The sequence below is a fragment of the Micromonospora sp. NPDC023888 genome, from assembly GCF_040639415.1.
Classification (GTDB): domain Bacteria; phylum Actinomycetota; class Actinomycetes; order Mycobacteriales; family Micromonosporaceae; genus Micromonospora.
The window spans coordinates 123,895-145,882 of the sequence record NZ_JBEZZW010000014.1; the positions used below are offsets into that span (position 1 = coordinate 123,895).

Annotated in this window: 19 protein-coding genes and 1 pseudogene; 11 read left to right on the forward strand and 9 right to left on the reverse strand. The window is 72.6% G+C overall.

The window, feature by feature from the left end:
- Positions 1-22 precede the first annotated feature (22 nt).
- Positions 23-1,246: an MFS transporter gene (locus tag AB0F61_RS15475; RefSeq protein WP_357809343.1), complete on the forward strand. Its 1,224-nt coding sequence runs from the start codon at positions 23-25 to the stop codon at positions 1,244-1,246.
- A gap of 27 nt (positions 1,247-1,273) precedes the next feature.
- Here AB0F61_RS15475 and AB0F61_RS15480 read toward each other — a convergent pair whose 3' ends face one another.
- On the reverse strand, positions 1,274-2,431 hold the full coding sequence (locus AB0F61_RS15480) for an FAD-dependent oxidoreductase (protein WP_357809434.1): 1,158 nt from the start codon (positions 2,429-2,431) through the stop codon (positions 1,274-1,276).
- A 106-nt stretch (positions 2,432-2,537) separates the two neighbouring features.
- On the opposite strand from AB0F61_RS15480, the gene AB0F61_RS15485 reads away from it, so the two are divergent.
- From AB0F61_RS15485 to AB0F61_RS15495, 3 genes are all read left to right on the forward strand, one after another.
- Positions 2,538-3,119: a TetR family transcriptional regulator gene (locus AB0F61_RS15485; RefSeq protein ID WP_357809346.1), complete on the forward strand. Its 582-nt coding sequence runs from the start codon at positions 2,538-2,540 to the stop codon at positions 3,117-3,119.
- A 67-nt stretch (positions 3,120-3,186) separates the two neighbouring features.
- Positions 3,187-3,735, forward strand: coding sequence for a SigE family RNA polymerase sigma factor (locus AB0F61_RS15490; protein ID WP_357809349.1), 549 nt, complete (start codon positions 3,187-3,189; stop codon positions 3,733-3,735).
- Complete coding sequence (locus AB0F61_RS15495; RefSeq protein ID WP_357809352.1) at positions 3,732-4,916, forward strand: hypothetical protein; 1,185 nt, start codon at positions 3,732-3,734, stop codon at positions 4,914-4,916. The genes AB0F61_RS15490 and AB0F61_RS15495 overlap by 4 nt, the downstream gene beginning before the upstream one ends.
- Positions 4,917-4,974: 58 nt before the next feature.
- Here the strand turns inward: AB0F61_RS15495 and AB0F61_RS15500 are convergent, their stop codons facing one another.
- Positions 4,975-5,877 carry a sulfurtransferase gene (locus AB0F61_RS15500; RefSeq protein WP_357809355.1) on the reverse strand — a complete coding sequence of 301 codons (903 nt, stop codon included), beginning with the start codon at positions 5,875-5,877 and terminating at the stop codon, positions 4,975-4,977.
- Positions 5,878-6,045: 168 nt separating this feature from the next.
- Positions 6,046-6,813: an SGNH/GDSL hydrolase family protein gene (locus AB0F61_RS15505; RefSeq protein WP_357809439.1), complete on the reverse strand. Its 768-nt coding sequence runs from the start codon at positions 6,811-6,813 to the stop codon at positions 6,046-6,048.
- Positions 6,814-7,053: 240 nt separating this feature from the next.
- Between AB0F61_RS15505 and AB0F61_RS15510 the strand changes: the two genes are divergently transcribed.
- The 6 genes from AB0F61_RS15510 to AB0F61_RS15535 all read left to right on the forward strand — a co-directional run bounded on the left by AB0F61_RS15510 (position 7,054) and on the right by AB0F61_RS15535 (position 12,714).
- Positions 7,054-8,187, forward strand: a complete 1,134-nt coding sequence (locus AB0F61_RS15510; RefSeq protein ID WP_357809358.1) for a transporter substrate-binding domain-containing protein — start codon at positions 7,054-7,056, stop codon at positions 8,185-8,187.
- A complete protein-coding gene (locus tag AB0F61_RS15515) occupies positions 8,073-9,239 on the forward strand; it encodes a hypothetical protein (protein WP_357809361.1) in 1,167 nt (388 codons plus the stop codon). The genes AB0F61_RS15510 and AB0F61_RS15515 overlap by 115 nt, the downstream gene beginning before the upstream one ends.
- A 78-nt stretch (positions 9,240-9,317) precedes the next feature.
- Positions 9,318-11,087 carry a proline--tRNA ligase gene (locus AB0F61_RS15520; protein ID WP_357809364.1) on the forward strand — a complete coding sequence of 590 codons (1,770 nt, stop codon included), beginning with the start codon at positions 9,318-9,320 and terminating at the stop codon, positions 11,085-11,087.
- Between the two features lie 57 nt (positions 11,088-11,144).
- Complete coding sequence (locus AB0F61_RS15525; RefSeq protein WP_179781533.1) at positions 11,145-11,570, forward strand: CBS domain-containing protein; 426 nt, start codon at positions 11,145-11,147, stop codon at positions 11,568-11,570.
- Between the two features lie 59 nt (positions 11,571-11,629).
- The gene (locus AB0F61_RS15530; protein WP_088950821.1) at positions 11,630-12,058 is read left to right on the forward strand and encodes a SufE family protein; all 429 of its coding nucleotides are present in this window, start codon (positions 11,630-11,632) and stop codon (positions 12,056-12,058) included.
- Between the two features lie 20 nt (positions 12,059-12,078).
- Positions 12,079-12,714, forward strand: a complete 636-nt coding sequence (locus tag AB0F61_RS15535) for a DsbA family oxidoreductase (protein WP_357809368.1) — start codon at positions 12,079-12,081, stop codon at positions 12,712-12,714.
- Positions 12,715-12,782: 68 nt separating this feature from the next.
- Here AB0F61_RS15535 and AB0F61_RS15540 read toward each other — a convergent pair whose 3' ends face one another.
- The 6 genes and pseudogenes from AB0F61_RS15540 to AB0F61_RS15565 all read right to left on the reverse strand — a co-directional run bounded on the left by AB0F61_RS15540 (position 12,783) and on the right by AB0F61_RS15565 (position 17,005).
- Complete coding sequence (locus tag AB0F61_RS15540; RefSeq protein ID WP_355028538.1) at positions 12,783-13,331, reverse strand: YbaK/EbsC family protein; 549 nt, start codon at positions 13,329-13,331, stop codon at positions 12,783-12,785.
- A 95-nt stretch (positions 13,332-13,426) separates the two neighbouring features.
- Complete coding sequence (locus AB0F61_RS15545) at positions 13,427-13,621, reverse strand: hypothetical protein (protein WP_357809372.1); 195 nt, start codon at positions 13,619-13,621, stop codon at positions 13,427-13,429.
- A gap of 37 nt (positions 13,622-13,658) precedes the next feature.
- Positions 13,659-14,441, reverse strand: a complete 783-nt coding sequence (locus AB0F61_RS15550) for an NAD(P)H-binding protein (protein ID WP_357809375.1) — start codon at positions 14,439-14,441, stop codon at positions 13,659-13,661.
- 95 nt (positions 14,442-14,536) lie between these two features.
- Entirely contained in the window at positions 14,537-15,190 is a 654-nt protein-coding gene (locus tag AB0F61_RS15555; protein ID WP_357809378.1) for a GAP family protein, read from the reverse strand.
- 51 nt (positions 15,191-15,241) lie between these two features.
- Positions 15,242-16,630, reverse strand: coding sequence for an MFS transporter (locus AB0F61_RS15560; protein WP_357809381.1), 1,389 nt, complete (start codon positions 16,628-16,630; stop codon positions 15,242-15,244).
- A 58-nt stretch (positions 16,631-16,688) separates the two neighbouring features.
- Positions 16,689-17,005, reverse strand: a pseudogene (locus tag AB0F61_RS15565) (hypothetical protein).
- A 162-nt stretch (positions 17,006-17,167) separates the two neighbouring features.
- Here AB0F61_RS15565 and AB0F61_RS15570 point away from each other — a divergent pair.
- On the forward strand, positions 17,168-21,631 hold the full coding sequence (locus tag AB0F61_RS15570; RefSeq protein ID WP_357809442.1) for an HAD-IC family P-type ATPase: 4,464 nt from the start codon (positions 17,168-17,170) through the stop codon (positions 21,629-21,631).
- Positions 21,632-21,988: the final 357 nt, after the last annotated feature.

The following is a 21,988-nucleotide window of genomic DNA, read 5'->3' on the forward strand; positions in this document are numbered from 1 at the left end:
GTTGAACCCGCACGGTCACCGGATGACCTCCCCTCCTCTCGGCCGAAATTTCCGGCTGCTCTGGTCCGCCGCCGTCTCGTCGAGGCTCGGGGACACGCTGCGTACGCCGGCACTGGCCCTGCTGGCCGCGACGGTGACCCGCGACCCCCGGATCATCGCGGCGGTCACCGTGGCCGGTCAGCTACCGCCGCTGCTCTTCGGCCTGCTCGGCGGCGTCTACGCCGACCGCTGGGACCGACGTCGGACGATGGCAGTGGTCGACGGGGTACGCGCCACCGTGGTGGCGGCGCTGGCCGTGGCGGTCGCCCTCGACCGGGTCGGCGTCGCGGTGCTGCTGCTGGCCGCGTTCCTCCTCGCCGCGCTGGGCACGCTCTTCGACTCCGCGTCGTTCGCCCTGCTCCCGGCGTTGGTGCCCCCGGACGCGCTGCCCCGGGCAAACGGTCGGCTCCAGGCGGGGTCCGCGGTGGCGGGCGGCTTCCTCGGCGCACCCGCCGCCGGCGTGCTCTTCGCCGTCGCCCCGGCCCTACCGTTCGCCCTCGACGCCGTCACCTTCGCCGCCGCCGCCCTGCTCGTGCTGGCCCTGGCACCGGTTCCGGTCGCGAGCGCGAACGTCCGACGCCTGTCGGTGTGGGGCGAGATCGTCGAGGGGATGCGCTGGCTACGCGGCAACCGGCCACTGTGGCGGGTCACCCTGCTCGCCGCCGCCAGCAACCTGGCGATCAGCGGGATCATGGCGGTGCTTGTGCTCTACGCGCTTGACGTGCTGCGGGTGCCGCCCGCCGGGTACGGCCTGTTCGCCGCAGCCGCCATCGTCGGCGGTGTGGCGGGGGCGCTCGGGGCGGGTCGGCTCGCCGCCCGGTTCGGCACGCTGCTGGCGCTGCGCGCCGTGCTCGCCGCGCAGACCGTGGCGCTTACCGGGTTCGCGCTGGCCCGCCATCCGGTGCCGGGTGGCCTCGCGTTGGCAGTCTTCGCCGCCGGGACCGTGGTGTGGAACAGCCTGTGCGCGTCGTACGGGCAGCGGCACGTGCCGGCCGGGCTGCTCGGCCGGGTCGGTGCGGCCCAACGGATGGTCGGTCTGCTCACCGCACCGGTCGGGGCGGTGCTCGCCGGCCTGGCCGCCGCGGCGTACGGCACGGTGCCGGTGGCGGGAGCGGCGGCGGCGACGTTCGCGCTCGTCACAGTGGCCGCGTGGCGGACACTGCGGTCGGCTACGCCCGGCGTGCTGAGCCGCAGCGGGGCAGCCTAGCCGGGCGCCGGCGTCCGGCGGGGCAACCTAGCCCGGCGTCGGCGTCCGGTGGGACAGGCCGGACAGGCGTAGCGCTACCTTCCGGCGGGCCGGCGGCAGCGCACCGAGCAGCCGGATCAGCACGTCCCGGGCGGGTCGGCGGGCCGGGGAGACGGTCGCCAGTCGGGTCAGCCCGGCGGCGAAACCCAGCACGTCCTCGGCCATCGGCCGCTGCCGGGCGCTGTAGTCGTCGAGCAGCGATTCCGGGCCTCCGTCGAGCACGTCGGCCACTGCGGTGCCGAGGGCGACCGCGTCGCAGATGCCGAGGTTCATGCCCTGACCGCCGGCGGGGCTGTGCACGTGCCCGGCGTCCCCGGCCAGCAGCACCGGCCCGGCTCGGAAGGTGTCGGCGATCCGGTGATGCACGCGGAACCGGGAGCCCCAGAGCACCTCGGTCACCCGGTCGGGTCGTCGCGCCGGGCCGCGCTCGTCAAGCAGCCGCTGCAGGTACGACCCATCCGGATCCGAGGGAGCCGTCGCCACCGCGGCCACCAGCCGGACCACTCCGTCCGGCAGCGGTGCCCAGATCAGCGGGCCGGACCGGGCGAGGAAGAGCGCCACCTCGTCGCCGGGCAGGGCGCTGTCCGCCCGCACGTCGGCGAGCACGAAGGATTCCTCGTCGCGGGGGCCGGTGAAGCCGATGCCGGCTGCCCGCCGGACGGTGCTGTGCAAGCCGTCGGCACCGACGACGTACCGGGCGCGCAGCGCCGCCCCGTCGATCTGCGCGAGCACCCCGTTACCGGTCGGGCTCAGGCCGGTCAGCCGGGACGGCCGTCGTACCGGGACGCCGAGGGCATCGAGCTGTGCGGTGAGGACCGCCTCGGTGACCGACTGCGAGACCAGCAGCGCGTAGGGGAAGGGGGACGGCAACTCGTGGAACGGCACCTTCAGCAACACCCGGTCCCGGTCGCGGACGGTGAAGCGCGGCGACCGGATCCCCTGGGCGACAAGCGGCGCCGCGGCGCCGATCCGGTCCAGCACCTCCAGGGTGTACGCGTGCACGACCGCCGCACGGGAGGTCGTCGGCGGCTCGGTCAGTTGGTCCAGCACTGTCACCTCGATCCCGCGTCGGGCCAGGGTCAGCGCGGTGGCGAGACCGGTGGGGCCAGCGCCCACCACCAGCACGTCGGTGCTCACGGGCAGCATGTCCACCTCCGGGGATCTTTTGCCAACATGTGTTGGCAAACACTTGTTGGCAACGCTAGGGCGCTGCTGATTGTGTGTCAACAGTTGTTGGCATACGGTCGTCGACATGACCGCGTCCGCCCAACCGACCCACCCCCGACGCTCCGACGCCACCCGGGCGGCGATCCTGCGAGCGGCCCGGGAACGCTTCGCGGCGGACGGATACGAGCGCGCCACCATCCGGGCCATCGCCTCCGACGCCCAGATCGACCCGTCGATGGTCATGCGCTACTACGGCAGCAAGGAGGGGCTCTTCGCGGCGGCGGCCGAGTTCGATCTCCGCCTGCCCGATCTGGCAGCGGTGCCGCCCGCTCACCTCGGCGAGGTGCTGATCCGGCACTTCCTCGCCCGCTGGGAGGGCGACGAGACCCTCGTGGCGCTGCTCCGGGCCGCCAGCACCAACCCAGGCGCCGCCGAACGGATGCGCGGCATCTTCGTCGCTCAGCTCACCGCAGCCGTGGCCGCGTTCGGCACCGACCCGGCGACGACCGCCCGCCGTGCCGGTCTGGTGGCCAGTCAGGTCCTCGGCCTGGCCTTCACCCGATACATCGTCCGCCTGCCGCCCATGGTGGACACGCCAGCCGAGGACCTGGTCGCCTGGATCGCACCGACGCTGCAGCGCTACCTGACCGGGACGCCGGAAAACTGACCCAACCTTTTACCCCTCCCCATGCGTCTGCCAGGTGACGCGTGACGCGACGGCCGGGAGGGGGCGGATGGCACCGACGGGACACGACGGCCGGGACGGCTACCTCGCCTTCGTGGAAAGCCACCAGCACCGGCTGCTCAGGGCGGCCTATCTGATCTGCGGCAACCAGCACCAGGCCGAGGATCTGCTCCAGGAGGCCCTGATCAAGCTGGCGCTGCGCTGGGCGTCGGTCCGTGACGGCGACCCCTCCGCGTACGTGCGGGCCATCCTCTATCGGGATGCGGTGTCGTGGTGGCGTCGCCGGCGGCGGGAGTGGCTGAGCGCCGCGCCACCGGACCGGGTCACCCACGACCGGGACGGCGCGCTGCGGCTGACGCTGCACGACGCACTGTGCCTGCTGCCGCCCCGGCAGCGGGCCGTCCTGGTGTTGCGCTACTACGAGGATCTGACCGAGGTCGCCACCGCCGAGGCGCTCGGGGTGACCGTCGGCACCGTGAAGAGCCAGTGTCATGCGGCGCTACGCCGCCTCCGCGAGGTCGCCCCGGACCTCGCCCGGGACGCCCGGCCACGGCAGGGCTCGGCCGATCTGGCCACCGGTCTGGAGGTGAACCCGTGAACGAGCAGGACCTGCGCCGGCTGATGACCGTCAGCGTCGAGGACGTCCTGCCCAGCCAGCCGGCAGCGGCCGGCTGGGACCGGGCCCGGCGCAGGCGGCGTACCCGACGGGTCGTGGGCGTGGTCGCCGTGGCCGTGGCACTTGTCGGCGGTGGCACGGTGGTGGCGCTGCGGCCGCCCGGCCCACCGCCGAACCACTCGGTGGCACCGACCCCGACCGTCGTCCCCACGCACGCCGAGCCCGTGCAGCGACCCCCCGCCGAGCTGACCTTCCCACCCGACCCGCTGGCCCGGCTCGGCGGTCCGGCGACGGTGCCGCTCTCCGAGCGACCGGTCCAGCGGGCGCTGGCGCTGTTCCAGCCGACGGACGAGGAGAATCGCGCGGACGGCCCGGTTCGGGTACTCGGCAACGACGGCGTGGTACGCAGCCTCGACGTGGTGACGCTGACGCCCACCCGGGACGCGAGCGGCAACGAGGCGCCCGCCGTGAAGCCGGGCGTGCTGTCGCCGGACGGAAAGTCGGCGGCGTTCGCGCAGCCCGGTGAGCTGATCATGGTCGACCTCACCACCGCGGCGGTACGCCGGATACCGCTCTTCGGCTACCTGGAGATGGTGGTCTGGGCGAACGATCGGGTGCTTGTCGGCGCGGAGGACCGGACGTACGCGGTGGACCGGGTCACCGGGGCGGCGAGCACGATCGACGTGTCGATCTGGGTCGTGGCCGCACCCGACCCGGAGGCCGGCCGCGAGGCGGCGCTGATCGAGCTGATCGGCGAACGGGATGGCCTGAAACTGCGCAGTCGGACCGCGCGCGAGGCGACGATCCGTTCCGAAGAGCGGATCACCGGCGGCGGCCTGCCCGCGCCGTACCAGATCAACGAGTTCTACGGCCGGGGCTGGTTGCACGGCGGGCGGCTGGCCAGCGCGGCGTGGATCACCAGCGGTGAGATCGACGGCGCCGAGGGGGCAGCCGTGCTGGATGCCCGGACCGGTGCCGTGGCCCACCTGCTCGACCTGGGCCGGGAGCGCAGCAAGGGCTGCTGCGAGGTGCTGGGCTGGGACAACAAGGGTGCGGTGCTGCTCCGGATGGAACCGGCCGCCCTGGCCCGCTGGAACCCGGAGACCGGCGAGATCACCGGCATCATCCGCGACCTGCGCGGCGTGATCGCAGTCGCTGGTTGAACGACCGTCCCCGCGCGACAGGGCATCGCGCGGGGACGGTCCACACCACCGCGGCCGCTCAGGCGGTCAGGCCGCCGGGCTGGTCGCCCTTGACGACTGGTGCCCGGACCAGGTTGCCCCACTCGGTCCACGAGCCGTCGTAGTTGCGCACCTGCGGGTAGCCCAGCAGGTGCCGCAGCACGAACCAGGTGTGGCTGGACCGCTCGCCGATCCGGCAGTACGCGATCACGTCGTCGTCGGGGCTCAGCCCGAGCTGGTCGGCGTAGATCGCCTTCAGCTCGTCGGCCGACTTGAACGTGCCGTCCTCGTTGGCGGCGGACTTCCACGGCTTGCTGACCGCGCCCGGAATGTGCCCGCCCCGCAGCGCACCCTCCTGCGGGTAGTCCGGCATGTGCAGCGTCTCGCCTGTGTACTCACTCGGCGACCGGACGTCGACAAGCGGACGGCCGGCGGCGATGTGCGCCATGACCTGCTCACGGTAGGCCCGCAGCGGCGCGTCGTCGCGTCGCGGCACCGGATAGTCGGCGCGGGGACGAGCCGGCTTGTCGCGGGTCACCTCGCGCCCCTCGGCGATCCACTTCTGCCGACCGCCGTCGAGCAGCCGCACGTCGGCGTGGCCGAAGAGCGAGAACACCCAGAGGGCGTACGCGGCCCACCAGTTGAAGTTGTCGCCGTAGAAGACGACAGTGTCACCCCGACCGATGCCCTTCGCGGCGCACAACTCGGCGAAGCGCTCGGCATCCAGATAGTCCCGGGTCACCTGGTCGTTCAGCTCCAGGTGCCAGTCGACCTTCACGGCACCGGGAATGTGACCCGATTCGTAGAGCAGCACGTCCTCGTCGGACTCGACAACCACGAGGCCCTCGTCGCCCAGGTGCTCGGCCAGCCACTCGGTGGTGACCAGCCGTTGCGGGTCCGCGTACGACTGAAGGCGGGGATCAGGATCGTTCGGCACAGACATGATCCCCAAACTACGCCGTAACCCGGGCCGGTGGACGGCCATCGGGGTGCGACGGAGCGCACGTGAGACGCCCTCAGGCGTCACCGCTCACCACCACGGCGTGCTCGGGCTGCGACGCGCCATCGGCGGTGCGCCGCGGCAGCGGCGCGGTGTGCAGCGTGCGCACGGTCAGTCGACGATCGGCCCGAGCGACGGGCGCTTCGCCGTCACCCTGTCACCTGACGACCGGCCGGTCAGCCGCCGCTTCAGCCAGGGCGCGAGGTGCTGGCCGGCCCAACGCACGTCGGCGGCACGGGCGGCCAACCACGGCGACGGCGCCGGGTGCGGCGGGACCATCAGCCACTCCTCGTCGCAACCGACCCCGAGCGCGTTCAACACCTGCCCCGCGACCCGCCGGTGGCCGGCCGGGGAGAGGTGCAACCGGTCGGTGCTCCACAGCATCGGGTTGAGGAAGGTGTCGTCGGCGTACAGGTCGACCATGATGGCGCCGTGCCGCTCAGCGGTCTCGCCGACGGCCTGGTTGAGCAACTGCACCCGGGGGGCGACGAGGCGCTGGCCGGGCAGCCGGGCCATCACGTCGGCGAACCGGAAGAGCAGCACGTCCGCGCCGCCCGAACGCAGTTGCCGGACCACCTCGTCGAAGCGGGACACCAGCGTGTCCGGGTCGAAGGTGCGGCGCAGCACGTCGTTGCCGCCGGCCGCGAAGCTGATCAGGTCCGGCTTCATCGCCACCGCCGACGGCACCTGCTCGGCTACCACGCTGGGGAAGAGCCGACCACGGATGGCCAGGTTCGCGTACCGGAAGTCGGGCCCCGCCTCGGCGGCGAGCCGGGTCGCCACCAGGTCCGCCCAACCCCGGTAGGTGCCGTCCGGGTACGCGTCATCCATGCCTTCGGTGAAACTGTCCCCGACCGCGACAAAACTGCGCCAGCGCACCCGCGCCCCCTCACACCACTCGTTGCCTGCGGCGACCAGTCTGTCACCGGAGACACGGCGGGCAGTGCCCCGATCGGGCGACGTGGCGGAGGTCATGGGCCAGCGGATCGGTTCGGCCACTGGTGCAGAAATCGGTCAGGCGCTACTGTCGCCAATCCGGCCGGTGGCGGAGTGCCGTGGCTCGCGCCCAGGCCCCACAATGGGGGCCGATCACCGGTCCGAGCAGCGGGGAGGGCCCAGTTGAGCCAGGCAAGCGAGCCGAGCCCTCCGGTGCCGGCGGCGACCACATCACCGCGCACCGCACGGACCCGCCAGATCCGGCTCGTGGGGCTCATCGTCGCGCTTGCCGTCCTGGCCGCCGCCCTGGTCCCGATCGTCCTCGCGATGGGACCGCCGACCCGCGACGAGTTGCTGGAGAAGGCCGGCCTCAAGGGGAAACAGCAGCTCGTCATCGGGGTGAAGGACGACCAGCCGGGCATCTCGCAGCACCTTGCGAACAACGTCTGGAAGGGCTTCGACGTCGACATCGCCTACCTGATCGCGGGCTATCTCGGCTTCGACCACTCCCAGGTGCGCTTCGTGCCGATCGAGAGCGAGGACCGGGCCCGTCGACAGGCCCGGGACAACGATGGGTTCGTCATCGTCGACCTGGTCATCGCCTCGTACAGCATCAACGACAAGCGCCGGGAAGAGGGCGCCGTCTTCTCCGCCGCGTACCTGCACACCGAGCAGTCGGTGGTCACCCTGAAGAGCTTCGCGGGGCCGGTGAGCAGCCTGGAGGATCTCCGTGGGCTGACGGTCTGCTCGCTGACCACCTCGACGTCCATCCAGCGTCTCGGCGAGGCCGGCGCCACGCCGGTGGGCCGAAACCGGATCAGCGAGTGCATCCAGGAGTTGTACGACGGCAAGGTGCAGGCCGTCACCACCGACGCGGCGATCCTCGCCGGCTTCGTCACGGCCGACCAGCCGGGCGACGACGGGCAACGTTTCCCGGTGACCCTCAAGAACGCGAAGCCGTTGCGGCACTGGGACATCGGCTCGTCGCCGCAGGAGAGGTGGGGCGTCAACGTCGGCCCCAACCAGGCCCTGCTCGACCTGGTCGACCTCGCGCTCTACGAATCGGCCAAGGACGAGGAGAACTCGGCCTGGGAGAACGCGTACAACGCCAACCTCCGTTGGCAGCAGGGATACAACCTCCCGCAGCCGGTCGCCGAACAGCAGCAACCCGACGCGAGGAAGGTGGAGGTGCGACAGTGGCCGTGGGAGAGGATCGCGCTGCCGCCCCCGGCGCACCCCGGATCACCACCATCTCCGGCGAGACCCGCCGCCCGCGCCGGATGGCGGGGGCGCGGCAGGCGCAGCAGTGGCTGCTGACCCTCCTACCCGCCTTTCCCGTCCTGCTCCTGGTGCTGCGACTGTGGCAGCTCAGCCAACAGGACATGTCCACGATGCTGCTGCTGGTGCAGTACGTCAGCCCGCTCGGCCTGCTCAGCGCCCTGCTGATCGCCCTGGTCTGGGCGTTCCCCGTCGTCGTGCTCACCTTCGGCGTGCTCGGTCGGCTGCTGCGGCTCAGTGCTCCTGACCGGTTCGACCCCGAACGGTCACTGCTGGCCTCCGGGACGGCACGCACCCCTGGCTGGGTGATCAGCGCCGCGGTCGCGTTGGGGGCGCTCACCTGGCAGCTCCGCTTCCTGCCGTCGCTGCTGATGCTCGCCCTCTGGCTGCTCGCGCTGCGCACCCGCTATCTGCACCCGGACCAGCCGACCCGGGTCCTGTTGGTGAGTGTGGCGCTGCCCCTGGCCGCGGCGGTCCTGGCGTACAGCGTGCTGGGGCCGGCGATCTGGGCGGCGTACCAGGATCGGGAGTTGGCCACAGCGGCGCTGCTGGCGGTGCCGCCCGCCGTCACCGTGCTGCTCACCGGCCCGATCCCAGGCTGGATCGCCCCGGCGCTGACCCACGGCCTGGCGTTCACTGTCGCCGCCGTGCTGCCGGTGGTGATGGGCGCGGTCTTCCTCCGGGTGCCGCTGTTGCCCACCGCCGCCATCGAGGTGGTGCCGAAGGAACCGGTCAGGGCGACCCCGGCGGCACCGGCCCCGACAACCGCGACGGGCGACGGCGCGCCGACCCCGGGAAACGGAGCCGGGCCGCCACCGGCCGCCGCCGGCCCGGAGGTGGTGCTCGGCGCGCTCATCGCGGTCACCGACACGTCGACGATCGTGCTGGACCGGGCCGCCACCGTACGGTTCCTGCCGAACGGTTGGGTCGAGTCGCAGGTCCTCTGCCCGCAGGTGACAGCGGTGCCGTACAGCCTCGTGTCGGTGCGTGGTTGGCCGGTCGAGGAGACCGCGCTGAACTGGATGATGCCCCGGCGGCCGGTGGCCGATCCGGACGTCCGCTGTGAGGGCCGGCTCCCCAGCGCGCGGTGACCCGGACCCAAGACGTTCGGGCGACGCACCTGACGAATAGGGTCGCTCGGCCGGTCGGGACGGCTCTACGCTGCGCGCATGCTGCTACGCATGTCGACCCTGCTGCTCCGGACCCTGCGCGAGGACCCGGCCGACGCGGAGGTGCCGAGCCACCGGCTTCTCCTGCGCGCCGGTTACATCCGCCGCGCCGCGCCGGGCGGCTACACCTGGCTGCCGCTGGGCAAGCTGGTGCTGGATCGGATCACCGACGTGGTGCGTGGCGAGTTGTTCGCGATCGGCGACCAGGAGGTGCACTTCCCGGCGCTGCTGCCGGCCGATCCCTACCGGACGAGCGGCCGGTGGACGGAGTACGGCGACGACATCTTCACCCTCGCCGACCGGCGCGGTGCCGAGCACCTGTTGGCGCCCACCCACGAGGAGATGGCGGCACTGCTGGTCAAGGACCTGTTCACCTCGTACCGGGACTTCCCGGTGACGCTGTTCCAGGTGCAGACGAAGTTCCGCGACGAGGCGCGGCCCCGGGCCGGGTTGCTGCGCGGCCGGGAGTTCCTGATGAAGGACGCGTACTCCTTCGACCTGGACGAGGCGGGGCTGCGGGACGCGTACGCCCGGCACCGCGCCGCGTACCAGCGGATCTTCGACCGGTTGGGCCTGGACTACACGGTCGTGCACGCGATGTCCGGCGCGATGGGTGGCTCCGCGTCGGAGGAGTTCCTGGCGGCGACACCGGTCGGCGAGGACACCTTTGTCGGCTGCACCGTCTGCGCCTACGCGGCAAACACCGAGGCGGTGGTCACCCGGGCGCCGACCGCCGGTGACCCGACCACGCAGCCGGCCGTCGAGGTGCACGACACCCCGGACACCCCGACGATCGCCGGTCTGGTGGAGCTGGCGAACACCAGGCGGTTGGGCGGTCGGGACGGCTGGACCGCCGCCGACACCCTGAAGAACGTGGTGCTGTCCGTCCGGCAGCCTGGTGCCGACCGGGCCGAACCCCTGGTGGTCGGGCTTCCCGGGGACCGGGAGGTCGACCTGAAGCGGGTCACCGCCGCGCTGGCGCCGGCTCAGGTGGCCGTCTTCGACGAGTGGGCCGAGCATCCGGAGCTGGTTCGCGGGTACATCGGTCCGCAGGTGCTGGACAAGCTGGGCATCCGCTACCTGGTCGATCCCCGGGTGGTGCCCGGCTCCGCGTGGCTGACCGGGGCGAACGAGGCGGGCCGGCACGCGACAGATGTCGTCCTCGGGCGGGATTTCACGCCCGACGGGACGATCGAGGCGGCCGAGGTGCGCGCCGGCGATCCCTGCCCCGACTGCGCCGACGGCGAGCTGACGATCCGGCGGGGTATCGAGATCGGGCACATCTTCCAGCTCGGTCGCCGGTACACCGACGCGTTCGCTGTCGACGTGCTCGGGCCGGCCGGTAAGCCGGTCCGGCCGACCATGGGCTGCTACGGCATCGGGGTGTCCCGGGCGGTCGCGGCGGTCGCCGAGCAGCACCACGACGACCGGGGGCTGGTCTGGCCGGCGGCGATCGCGCCGTGCGACGTACACCTGGTGGTGGCGGGCAAGGGGCCGCAGCTCGACGCGGCGCTGGAGCTGGGCGGGCGTCTCGCCGCCGCCGGCCTGCGGGTGCTCGTCGACGACCGCACGCACGTCTCGGCCGGGGTCAAGTTCACCGACGCGGAGCTGATCGGCATTCCCCGGGCCGTCGTGGTCGGCCGCCGACTCGCCGAGGGGTACGTGGAGCTGCGCGAGCGGGCCGGCGACGGGCGCACCGAGCTGCCGCTTGACGGTCTGGTGGACCGACTCGTGCAGGAGGTACGCCAGGAACGTGCGAGCCTGGTGTAGCTGCCGCGTCACCGGGTAGTGCAGTCGGATCGGGTGGAAACGTCTTCGGAGGCTCTCATGACCGGTTACCGGGTCAGTGACGTGATGACCAAGCAGGTGGTGTACCTGCCGGCGGAGACCACCCTGGACGAGGCGGCCAGGGTGATGAAGGAGGCGGACATCGGCGACGTGGTGGTCACCGACGGCGCCAGCCTCGCCGGCATGCTCACCGACCGGGACATCGTGGTACGGGCCGTGGCGGAGAACAGCTCACCCGCGGCCACCACCATCGGCTCGATCGTCACCCGTGAGGTGGTCATGATCGAGCAGCACTGCACGGCGGGCGAGGCGGCGGCGCTCATGCGGGACCGGGGCATTCGCCGGGTACTGGTCTGTGACAGCGACCGCAAGCTGGTCGGGATCGTGTCGCTCGGCGACCTGGCCATGCAGCTCGACCCCACGAGCGCGCTCAGCGAGATCAGCGAACAGTCGCCGACGGCGTGACGAACGGCCCGGTGTGCGCCGCCGGCCTGTACGCGAGTGGCCGGCGGTAGCCTCGACGCATGGCTGACATGCCGGCCCGACTGGCCGAGATCGTCGACGAGTTCGCCGCCGCGCCGCGCGACCTGGTGCTGGAGATGCTCCTGGAGTACGCGGACGTCATCCCGGTGCTGCCGGAGGGCGCCGCCGCACGCGAGGGCATGGAGCAGGTCCCGGAGTGTCAGACGTCGTTCTTCCTGCGCGCCAGGGTGACCCCGGAGGGCACCGTGGAGACGGTCTTCGACTGCCCGCCGGAGGCGCCCACCACCCGGGCGTTCGCCGGGATCCTCGCCGAGGGGCTGGCGGGCGCGAGCGCCGAGCAGGTGCTGGACGTGCCGGACGACCTCTACCAGCGGATGGGCCTGGCGCAGGCGATCAGCCCACTGCGGATCCGCGGCGGCACGGCGATCCTGGGCCGGCTCAAGCGTCAGGTGCGGGAACAACTCGGCTGACCGCGAGGTTGCCACCGATCATGGAGATCGAGATCTACGCGGACGTCATCTGCCCGTGGTGCTACATCGGCAAGCGCCGCCTGGATGAGGCTCTCGCCAGCTACCCGGGCGAGGTGACGGTCCGCTACCGGCCGTTCCAGCTCGACCCGTCGCCGGTCGCCGAGCCGCTCCCCCTGGTGCAGGCGTTGGCCGGCAAGTTCGGCGGCCCGGACCGTGCCCGGCAGATGGTCGACCACGTGACCCAGGTCGCGGCAGCCGACGGGCTCCGACTGGACTACGACCGGGCGGTGATCGCCAACACCTTCGACGCGCACCGGCTGGTCTCCTACGCCACCGACCACGGTCGGGCGGCCGAGATGGTGGAGGCGCTCTACCAGGCGCACTTCGTGCAGGGTGTCGACGTGGGCTCCCGGGAGGCGCTGGCGACCCTGGCCGGCACGATCGGCCTGGACGCGGCCGACGCACGCCGCTTCCTCGACTCCGACGAGCGCGTCACCGACGTCGCCACCGAGTTGGCCACCGCCCGGGACCTCGGCATCACGAGCGTGCCGACCTTCGTCCTGGCCGGGAAGTACGCGGTCTCCGGTGCCCAGGAGGTGCAGACCCTGCTCGCCGCGCTCGCCGAGGTCGAGCAGCGCGAGGCCGCCGCACACTGAGCCACAGGAGCGCCGGGCATCGGTGATCACGATGTTTCACGTGCAACAACATCGATGCCGGTGCCTGCTCAGGCCGGCCTGGCCAGCCCTTCCACCACCTGCGCGCCGGGCAGCGCGCCCAACGCCGGCCCCGGCAGTGCGATCTTGCTGTGCCGTACGCCGGACCCGATGATCACGTGCGGGGTGGCGATGACCCGCGCGTCCACCAGGATCGGCCACTGCGCCGGCAGCCCGATCGGGGTGATGCCGCCGTACTCCATCCCGGTCAACTCGACCGCGTCGGCCATCGGCGCGAAGCTCGCCTTGCGGACGTCGAGCGCCCGACGGGCCACCCCGTTCACATCGGCTCTGGTGGTGGCCAGGACGATGCAGGCCGCGTAACGGACCACACCCTCACGCTTGCCCGCCACCACGACACAGTTGGCCGACACGTCCAGTCCCACCTCGTACGCCGCGCAGAACGCGGCGGTGTCGGCAAGCTCGGCGTCGATCGGCGCGACCAGCACGTCGTTGACGTCCACCGGCGCGTCGGCGGGCCACTGGGCGATGGCTTCCGCCACCGGCGGGGCGAGCAGGTCCAGGCGGGCGCGGGCGGGTTCGGTCTTCAGCGTTCCCATCACGGATGCGATCCTCGCATCCGCCACGCTGAACCGCCCGACGGCACCCGGACCAGCGCTGGACGCCACCGGGCCGCGCCGAACCGATCCGGTGCTCAACTGCCGGCGAGGAACGCGTTGTCGCGCAGGAACGAGCGGTCACGGGACGCCGCCAACTCCTCCTCGCGCTGGGCCTTGGCCCGTTGCAACTCAAGGTCCTCCAATGCGTGCCGGACTCCGAGCCGGATCACGCCGTAGAGGAAGACGAAACCGAAGACGTAGAGGATCACCGTGGTGACGACAGCGAACATGGCGTCACCGTAAGACGAACGTGAACCGTTGTTGCTCTCATTTCCGCCCGGTTCCCCCGTACGTGTCGGCGAGGTGGTCGGCCCAGGTGCGGGCGCCCTTGGGCAGCGCCTCGGTGACCAGGCCACCGGCGCGCAACTCGCGACCGAGTCGGCCGGGGATCCGCACCGGCAGCAGCGGTCGGCGCGAGCCTCGGGCCTGCCGCCACGTCCGGACCGCCTCGTCGAAGCGGATCACCTGCGGCCCGCCGTACTCCTCGGTGCCGCCAAGCGGGCCGGCGACCAGCCGCGCTGCCAGCCGGGCCGCCACCTCACCCGGGTCGACCGGTTGGGCGAGCACCGCCCGGTCTCCGATCACCGGCCCCAGCCGGGCGCTTGAGGCGAGCAGGTCGTCCAGGAACTGTGGAAACTGGGTGGCCCGCAGCACCGACCACGGCACCGGGCCGGCCGCGACCACCTCCTCGGCGGCGAGCTTGTGCCGGTAGTACGGGAACGGCACCCGGTCCACCCCGACGATCGAGACGTAGACGAGGTGGAGCACCCCGGCCGAGCCAGCGGCCACCACCAGCCGGCGGGTGCCCAGCACGTCCACCCGATAGGTCTGCCCGCCCCTCGGCGCGGACGCCAGGTGCAGCACCGCGTCCATCCCGGCCACCGCCTCGGGCAGCCCGTCGCCCGTCGCCAGGTCCGCCACCACCCACTCGACCTCGGAGCCGGTCTGCGGCCGTCGGCTGGTGGCCCGGACGGTCATCCCGTCAGCGTGCAGCCGGGGAAGCACCGCACGTCCGAGGCGACCGCTCGCTCCGGTGACCAGAATCCTCATCTCGTCCTCCCTTTCTGCCGCGAACCACGGCGCGCCCGTCGTCCCACGCGGTGTCGACGAACGACCTGGCAGTTCCGTGACCGGCTGTGCTCGACTCAGCCCGAGCGGATCAGGTCCAGCACGGTCAGCAGCGCGAAGAACGCGATCACGATCTCGTTGACGATCCAGGCGTGTCCCTCGGCCCACTCCCGCATCCGGGTCAGGGCCCGCGCCGCCCTACCCCCGAGCAGCAGCAACGCCAGCAGGGGCAGGGCGAGCAGGAGCACGGTGAGCAGCACGAACGGCACCAGATGCCACCACGGCAGGTCGTGTCGGGCCACACTCGCCCCGACGGCGGCCATGGTCAGGTCGTCGGTCGGCGTCAGCACGAAGAGCAACGCGCCAAGTCGTAGTGCCGCACGCGGGTCGGCGTGCTCGATGCTCCCCAGCCACCTCGGGGGTCCGGACCGGTCCCGCCGTACCCACACCACCACGGCCAGGCCGACCAGCAGGCCGAGAACCACCAGGTCGATGGCGGGACCGCGGTCGACCTTTCCGGCGACGGCACTGGCGCCGGCGGCCAGCCCGCCCAGCCAGCGGGTCAGCAGCCAGCTCAGCGTCACTCCGGCCGTGACCACCAGCCCGGCCCCGGCGAGGAAGCCCAGTGACGCCGCCCGGGGCCGATCCGACGAGGCGAGGAAGACCGACACGACAAGTTGACTCCCGGCGACCATCACCACGGCGAGCGGCAGGATGGTCAGGAAGTTCATCGCCCGCCATCCTCCCGGCCCAACCAGGCCGGCCGGGACCGAATCCGCGGATCACCCGCCCGGTCGCGCGCCTGGGCCCACCACGACGCGACCGGCCAGCAGCGCCCCGAGCAGCGCCAGGCCCGCCGTCACCGCCAGCGTCGCCGCGTAACTGGCCGGGCCGGGCGCGCTCCCCGCGGCCAGCACGGCACCGGTGAGCGCGAGCACTGTCGCCGCGAAGAGGGAGTCGCCCAGTTGCAGGGAGGAGCTGTTGCGGCCCTGCTCACCGGGGGCCGACAGCTCCAGGGTGAGCACCGACAACGACGGGTAGAGCAGCCCCATGCCGAGGCCGGCCGCCGCCCATCCGAGCACCGCGACGGCCACCGGAAGCTCGGGCCGGACGGCCAGCGCCACAGTCGCCGTGCCGACCGTGATGCAGCTCAACCCGACGCGCGGCAGGCTGGCCCGGGACGCCGGCACCGGGATCCGGCCCTGCAACCAGGAACCGGCCGACCAGGCCAGCGCGCCCACCGTGAGGACCAGCCCGGCGGCGGTCGGCGAGAGGCCCCGCTCCCGGGAGAGCATCAACGGGATGACCACCTCGGCGCCGACGAAGGCCGCCGACGCCAGCCCTCGCAGCCCCACCACTGTGGGAAGCCCTCGCGCCGCCCGCAGGAACCCGGCCGGCAGCAGGCGCGGGGCACACACCAGCAGACCGACCACGGCCAACGCGACAAGCGTCAGGGCCGCCGCGCCGCGCTGCTGTCCCCCGATGTGCAGCAGTGCGGCGCTCACCGCGGCCCCACACGCCCAGCCGATCCGCCCCGCCGCGCCGGCCGGTGGCCGGGTCGCCGCGTTCCGCCCCAGCGACCGCAGGCCGGGGTGGATCAACAACACCGCCGGCACCGCCACCGCCGGCACCGCGAGGAAGACCCAGCGCCAGCCCAGGTTCTCCACGATCAGGCCGGCCACCGCAGGCCCCACCAGCGACGGTACGACCCACGCCGCCGCGAACGCCGCGAAGATCCGCCGGTGCAGTTCCGGCGGGTACGCCTGCCCGACGATCACGTAGAGCGCCACCGAGAGCAGCCCGGACCCGAACCCCTGCACCACCCGCCCGACGACGAGCACACTCATCGCGTGGGCGGTCCCGGCGATCAGCAACCCCACCACGAACCAGGCGACCCCGTGCCACATCGGCCCCCGTGGGCCTCTGGCGTCACACCAGATACCGGAGACCACCATGGCCAGCACGCCCGTGGCGAACGGGCCACCGAACGCGATCCCGTACAGCGCCACCCCGTCGAGGTTGCGGGCGACGGTCGGCATCGCCGTACCGACCGCCAGCGCCTCGAACGCGAGCAACGAGATCAGCGCGACGCTGCCCACCGTCATCGCGCGCAACCGGGGTGCGAACAGCCCTGCTACGTCCGGTGCGGTGGTGGCGACTGTGCTCGACATCGCCCGAGCATGCGACTTCAACCCGCATTCATGTCAAACACCGGTGACCGGTGTCTCGTCAGGCGTCCTGCAACGCCTGTCCGACCCCGCGCACGAGCCCCGACATGTGCTGGTCCGCCAGCAGGTGACCGGCGGTGATCACCAGAGCGATCGGCCACTCGATGACCTGGAGCGCGGCGAGCACACCGAGCCCCGCGTAGTAGGCGATCTTGTCCGGTGGCGGTACCGCCACGTCGCCCAGCATCGGTAACGCCACCCGCCGGTTGTACATCCGGACGTTCTCGTGCGAGCCGTTCAGATGTCGCGTCAGCGTGCTCATGCCGGCCTCCCCATGTCCGGTGATGGTCGTCGGGTTCCACGGCCCACCCCGTCCATGCGCCGGCGACGACGGAAAGTTCCACCACCGGAGGGGCATAACGGACGGCAGGTCGGGAAGCCAGGCCGCCGGACGTGAGCGCGGTGGGAGGACGACATGGGCAAGGTCAGGACCAGCAGCAACAGGGAGCCGGGCCGGCGTCCGTCCAGCCGTACGCCTCGATGACGGCGGCGGGTCGCGCAGCCAGCCGGATCCTGCCGTCCTTCGGCATGCCGCACCTGGTCGGCGAGGCGTCCCGGACCGTCGGTTCGGCCGCGACCCGGCTGGCCCGGACGGCCGGGCTGACGCGGCGTCGGGTCTGGTCCCGACCGGGCCGACACCACATCGAGGTGCACGGTGTCTGCCAGGACGGCGGGAACCAGTTGGCCCGTCAGGTGGAGGGCGCCCTGGAGCGCCTGCCCGGGGTCTCCTGGGCTCGGGTCAACGCCCCGTCCGGGCGGGTGGTGGTTGCCGTCGGGACCCCCGAGCCGGCGCTGCGCGACCTGATCGCCACCATCAGCCGGGTCGAGCGGACCTGTGACCACGAACCGGATCCGGAGATCCCGCCACCGCACCCACCGGAGGAAGGGCCGCGAACCCCCCGTACCCTCGGCGCGCTCGCCTCCGACGCGCTGGGCCTGACCATCTCGGCGGCCACCCGGATCCTGCCGTTCGCGCCGCTGCCCGGTGAGGTGGCGGGCGTGCTCACCGCGATTGACCTGCAACCGAAGCTGCACGAGTTCATCGGCAAACGACTGCGCTCCGACCCCCGCGCCGACCTCCTCTTTCCCCTTGCCGAAGCGGTGGTGCAGGGCCTGACCGGCCGCTGGACCGGGATCGTCCTCGACGGCGCCCAGCGGGTGGTGCAGTGGGGCGAGGCACGGGCCCAGCTCTCGGCCTGGGAGCGGGCCGAGCCACGACTGACCGGCGACGCGGAACGAGCCACCGCCCGCTGGCCGGTCGTCGAGCGTCCCCGCCCAAAGCCGGACGGCCCGGTCGAGCGGTACGTCAACCGCATGCTCGCCGCGGGTGCGGCGGCGGGTGCGGCGGCGATGCCGTTCGCCGGGCCCAAACGGGCCATCGCGGTGGGCCTGTCGACGCTGCCGAAGGCGCCCGGCAGCGGACGCGAAGGGTACGCCGCCCAACTTGGCTGGATGCTGGCCCGGCGCGGAGTGATCGCGATGGACCGCAGCGTGCTGCGGGAGCTGGACCGGATCGACACGCTCGTGCTTGACGCCGCCGTGCTCGGCTCGGACCGGGGCGTACTCGCCGATCTGGCACCGGTGCCCGGCGCGGACGTCGACCAGGTGGCGGAGCGGGCCTTCGCCCTGTTCGACCCGGACGACCCGGCTGCTTCCCGCACCGCGGACGGCTGGCGGCTCGGACCGCTGGATCAGATGCCCAGCACCGACCTGGGCGACATCCCCGACGGCGACCGGCTGCGCTCCGCCAGCGGCCAGTTGCTCGGCCTCGCCCACGGCGACCGGCTCGCCGCGCTGTTGCGGGTCGAGCCGGAACCCGCGCCCGGCATGGACGGCCTGCCAGCCGCCGCCCGGCAGGCTGGCCTGCGGCTGGTGGTGGCCGGCGGCGACGAGCAGCGGTACGGCTTCGCCGACGCGATGCTGCCCGGCGGCGACCGGCTGGCCGAGTCGGTACGCGCGTTGCAGCGCGACGGCGCGGTGGTGATGCTGGTTTCGGCGGACCGGAAGGCGCTCGGCGCGTCCGACTGCGGTCTGGGGCTCGCCGCGCCGGAGGCGCTGCCGCCGTGGGGTGCACACCTGCTGGTCGGCGCCGACCTGCGGGTGGTGGCCCTGGTGGTCGAGGCGACCGGGGTGGCCCGGCGAACGGCCCAGCAGAACATCCGGCTGGCCATGGCGGGCACCGGTCTCGGGGCCTTGGGAGCGTTCACCGCTCCGCCTACCCAACTGCCCCACCGGGCGCTCGTGGCGGTCAACGGCGCGGCCGGGTTGGCCTTCGCGAACGGGGTGTGGCAGGCCCGCCGGCTGCACGGCCAGTCGGACACTCCGGCACCTGTCACGACCGCCTGGCACCTGATGCCGGTCAGGACCGTGCTCGACCACCTGCACACCACGCCGGACGGCCTGACCAGCGCGGATGCGCAGCAGCGGCACCACGGCAGCACCGGCGGGAACGGCGACACCGGAGCCGGACGTGGTGGTCTGCTGCGCGCCTTCGTGGACGAGTTGTCCAACCCGCTGACCCCGGTGCTGGCCGCCGGGGCGGTGCTGTCCGCGTCGTTCGGCTCGCTTGTCGACGCCGCGCTCGTTGGCAGCGTGGTCGGTGGGTCCGCCCTGATCGGCGCGGTGCACGAACGCAACACGGAACGGTCACTTGCGGAGCTGCTGTCCCGTTCCGCGGTGACGGCACGGGTGCGTCGGGACGGCGGCGAGCAGGTTCTCGCCGCCGAGGATCTGGTCCTCGGTGACGTCATCGCCCTGGAGCCGGGTGACTCGGTGCCCGCCGACTGCCGCGTCCTCGAGTCGGTGGGCCTGGAGGCGGACGAGTCGTCGCTGACCGGCGAGTCGCTGCCGGTCGCCAAGTCCAACCGGCCGGTGGTGGCCGCCGCCATCGCCGATCGACACTCGATGCTCTACGAGGGCACCACAGTCGCCGCCGGGCACGGAACCGCGGTGGTGGTCGCTACCGGCTCGGACACCGAATCCGGTCGGAGCCTGGCGCTCGTTCGGCAGGCCCCACCGACGAGCGGGGTGGAAGCCCGGCTCGGTTCGTTGACACGTGCCGCCATCCCGTTGGCCGCCGGTTCGGCGGTGGCGGTGGCCGGCGCGGGCCTGCTTCGGGGCGTACCCCTGGCCGAGACGGCGGCGACCGCGGCGAACCTCGCCGTGGCGTCGGTGCCGGAGGGGCTGCCGTTCCTGGTCAGCGCGGCGCAGTTGGCCGCCGCGCGGCGGTTGGCCGAGCACGGCGCGTTGGTCCGCAATCCGCGCACCATCGAGGCGCTGGGTCGGGTGGACGTGCTCTGCTTCGACAAGACCGGCACCCTCACCGAGGGCCAGTTGCTGCTCGCCGGGGTCGGCGACGGCGTGGGCGACCGGTACGCCGCGGTGGACCGGCTGGACGACCGGCTCCAGTTGACGCTTGCCGCGGCGCTGCGCGCCACCCCCGCCGCGGCCAACCCGGAGGAGTTGGCGTTGCAGACCGACCGGGCGGTCCGGCGGGGCGCGGGGGTGGCCGGGGTGGTGGAGCAGACCGGCGCGGCTGGTTGGCGGGCTGCCGGAGGGCTGCCGTTCGAACCGTCCCGTGGCTACCACGCGAGCGTCGGCGAGACCGAAGGTCGCCTGTTGCTGAGTGTCAAGGGCGCTCCGGAGACGGTGCTGCCGCGTTGTTCGGCCCGGCGCACCGACGGCAGTCAGGAGCCGCTCGACGACGCCGGCCGCGCGGCGCTGGAACGGATGCTCGCCGATCGGGCCGGGGCGGGGAACCGGATCCTGGCCGTCGCCGAGTGCCAGGTGGACGACCCGAAGGTGACCGACGCCGACGTCCGAGGGCTGACCTTCGTGGGTTTCCTGGCCCTCGCCGACGGGGTGCGGGAGAGCGCCGCCCCGGCGGTACGCCGGATCCGCCAGGCCGGCGTGCACACCATCATGATCACCGGTGATCATCCGGCCACCGCCGAGGCGATCGCGGCCACCATCAGCGAGCACGACGAGCAGCGCGTGGTCACCGCCGGTGAACTCGACCAGCTCGACGACGACGCGCTCGCCGAGCGGTTGGCCAACACCGATGTGGTGGCCCGCTGCACCCCGGCGCACAAGGTACGGATCATCCAGGCGTTGCAGAAGTGCGGACGAACCGTCGCGATGACCGGCGACGGTGCCAATGACGCCCCGGCGATCCGGCTGGCCGATGTCGGCATCGCTCTCGGCCAACGGGGCACCCCGGCGGCGCGGGCCGCAGCCGACCTGGTGGTCACCGACGACCGGTTGGAGACCATCATCGCGACCCTGATCGAGGGGCGGGCGATGTGGTCGTCGGTGCGGCACGCGCTCAGCATCCTGGTCGGCGGCAACCTCGGCGAGATCGCGTTCAGCGTGCTCACCGCCGCGGCGACCGGCCGCTCCGCGCTCACCGGACGACAACTGCTGCTTGTCAACCTGCTCACCGACCTGGCGCCGGCGCTGGCCATCGCGGTCCGGCCACCCGCGTCGGACCACACCGACGCGCTGCTGCGGGAGGGCCCGGACACGGCGCTCGGCGAGAGCCTCACCAGGGAGATCGGGCTGCGGGCTGCGGCCACCACGCTGGGCGCGACCGCCGGCTGGACGTTGGCGCGGTACACCGGACGCCGACAACGGGCCGGAACGGTCGCCCTCGTCTCCCTGGTCGGCACCCAACTCGGACAGACCGTCCTGGCCGGCGGCACCAGCCCGGCCGTGCTGGCGTCCACGGCGGCGTCACTGGGGGTGCTCGTCGTGGTGGTGCAGACGCCGGGGGTGAGCCAGTTCTTCGGCTGCACCCCGCTCGGGCCGGTGGGCTGGACCATCGGGGCCGGCTCGGCGCTCGGCGCGACCTTCGCCAACGGCCTGCTCACCAGGCTGGTGGAACACCTTCCGGCGGCGCGACCAGACACCGCTCAGCCCTCGCCCGAGGCTGTACACACGGACTGACCGTCGCTGCTCCGCTTACGGACCCGGCGCTGCGTGTCGCCCGACTTCCGCAGGAAGCGGTTACCACCATTCGTGCCATCGGTGGCGTCCGTCCGGTAAACAAGCGCAAGGAGTTGTCGGGTGGTGACTCGTTCCGCAGGTGCCGACCCTTCCGGTGCGGATAAGTATCGCAACTCGGCGATTACCGACCGCGTCTCGCCGACCCGGTTCTCCACGTCCGTCGTACAGATTTCCAGCTCAGGACACTCCCCGGATCGGACGGGCAATCATCTGCGGCGGAATGCGCGGCAAGCCGGGTAGATACGCAAGTCAAGATCTGCAAGGATACGTTCGCGGTACGGCGAAAGCCGCTTCACC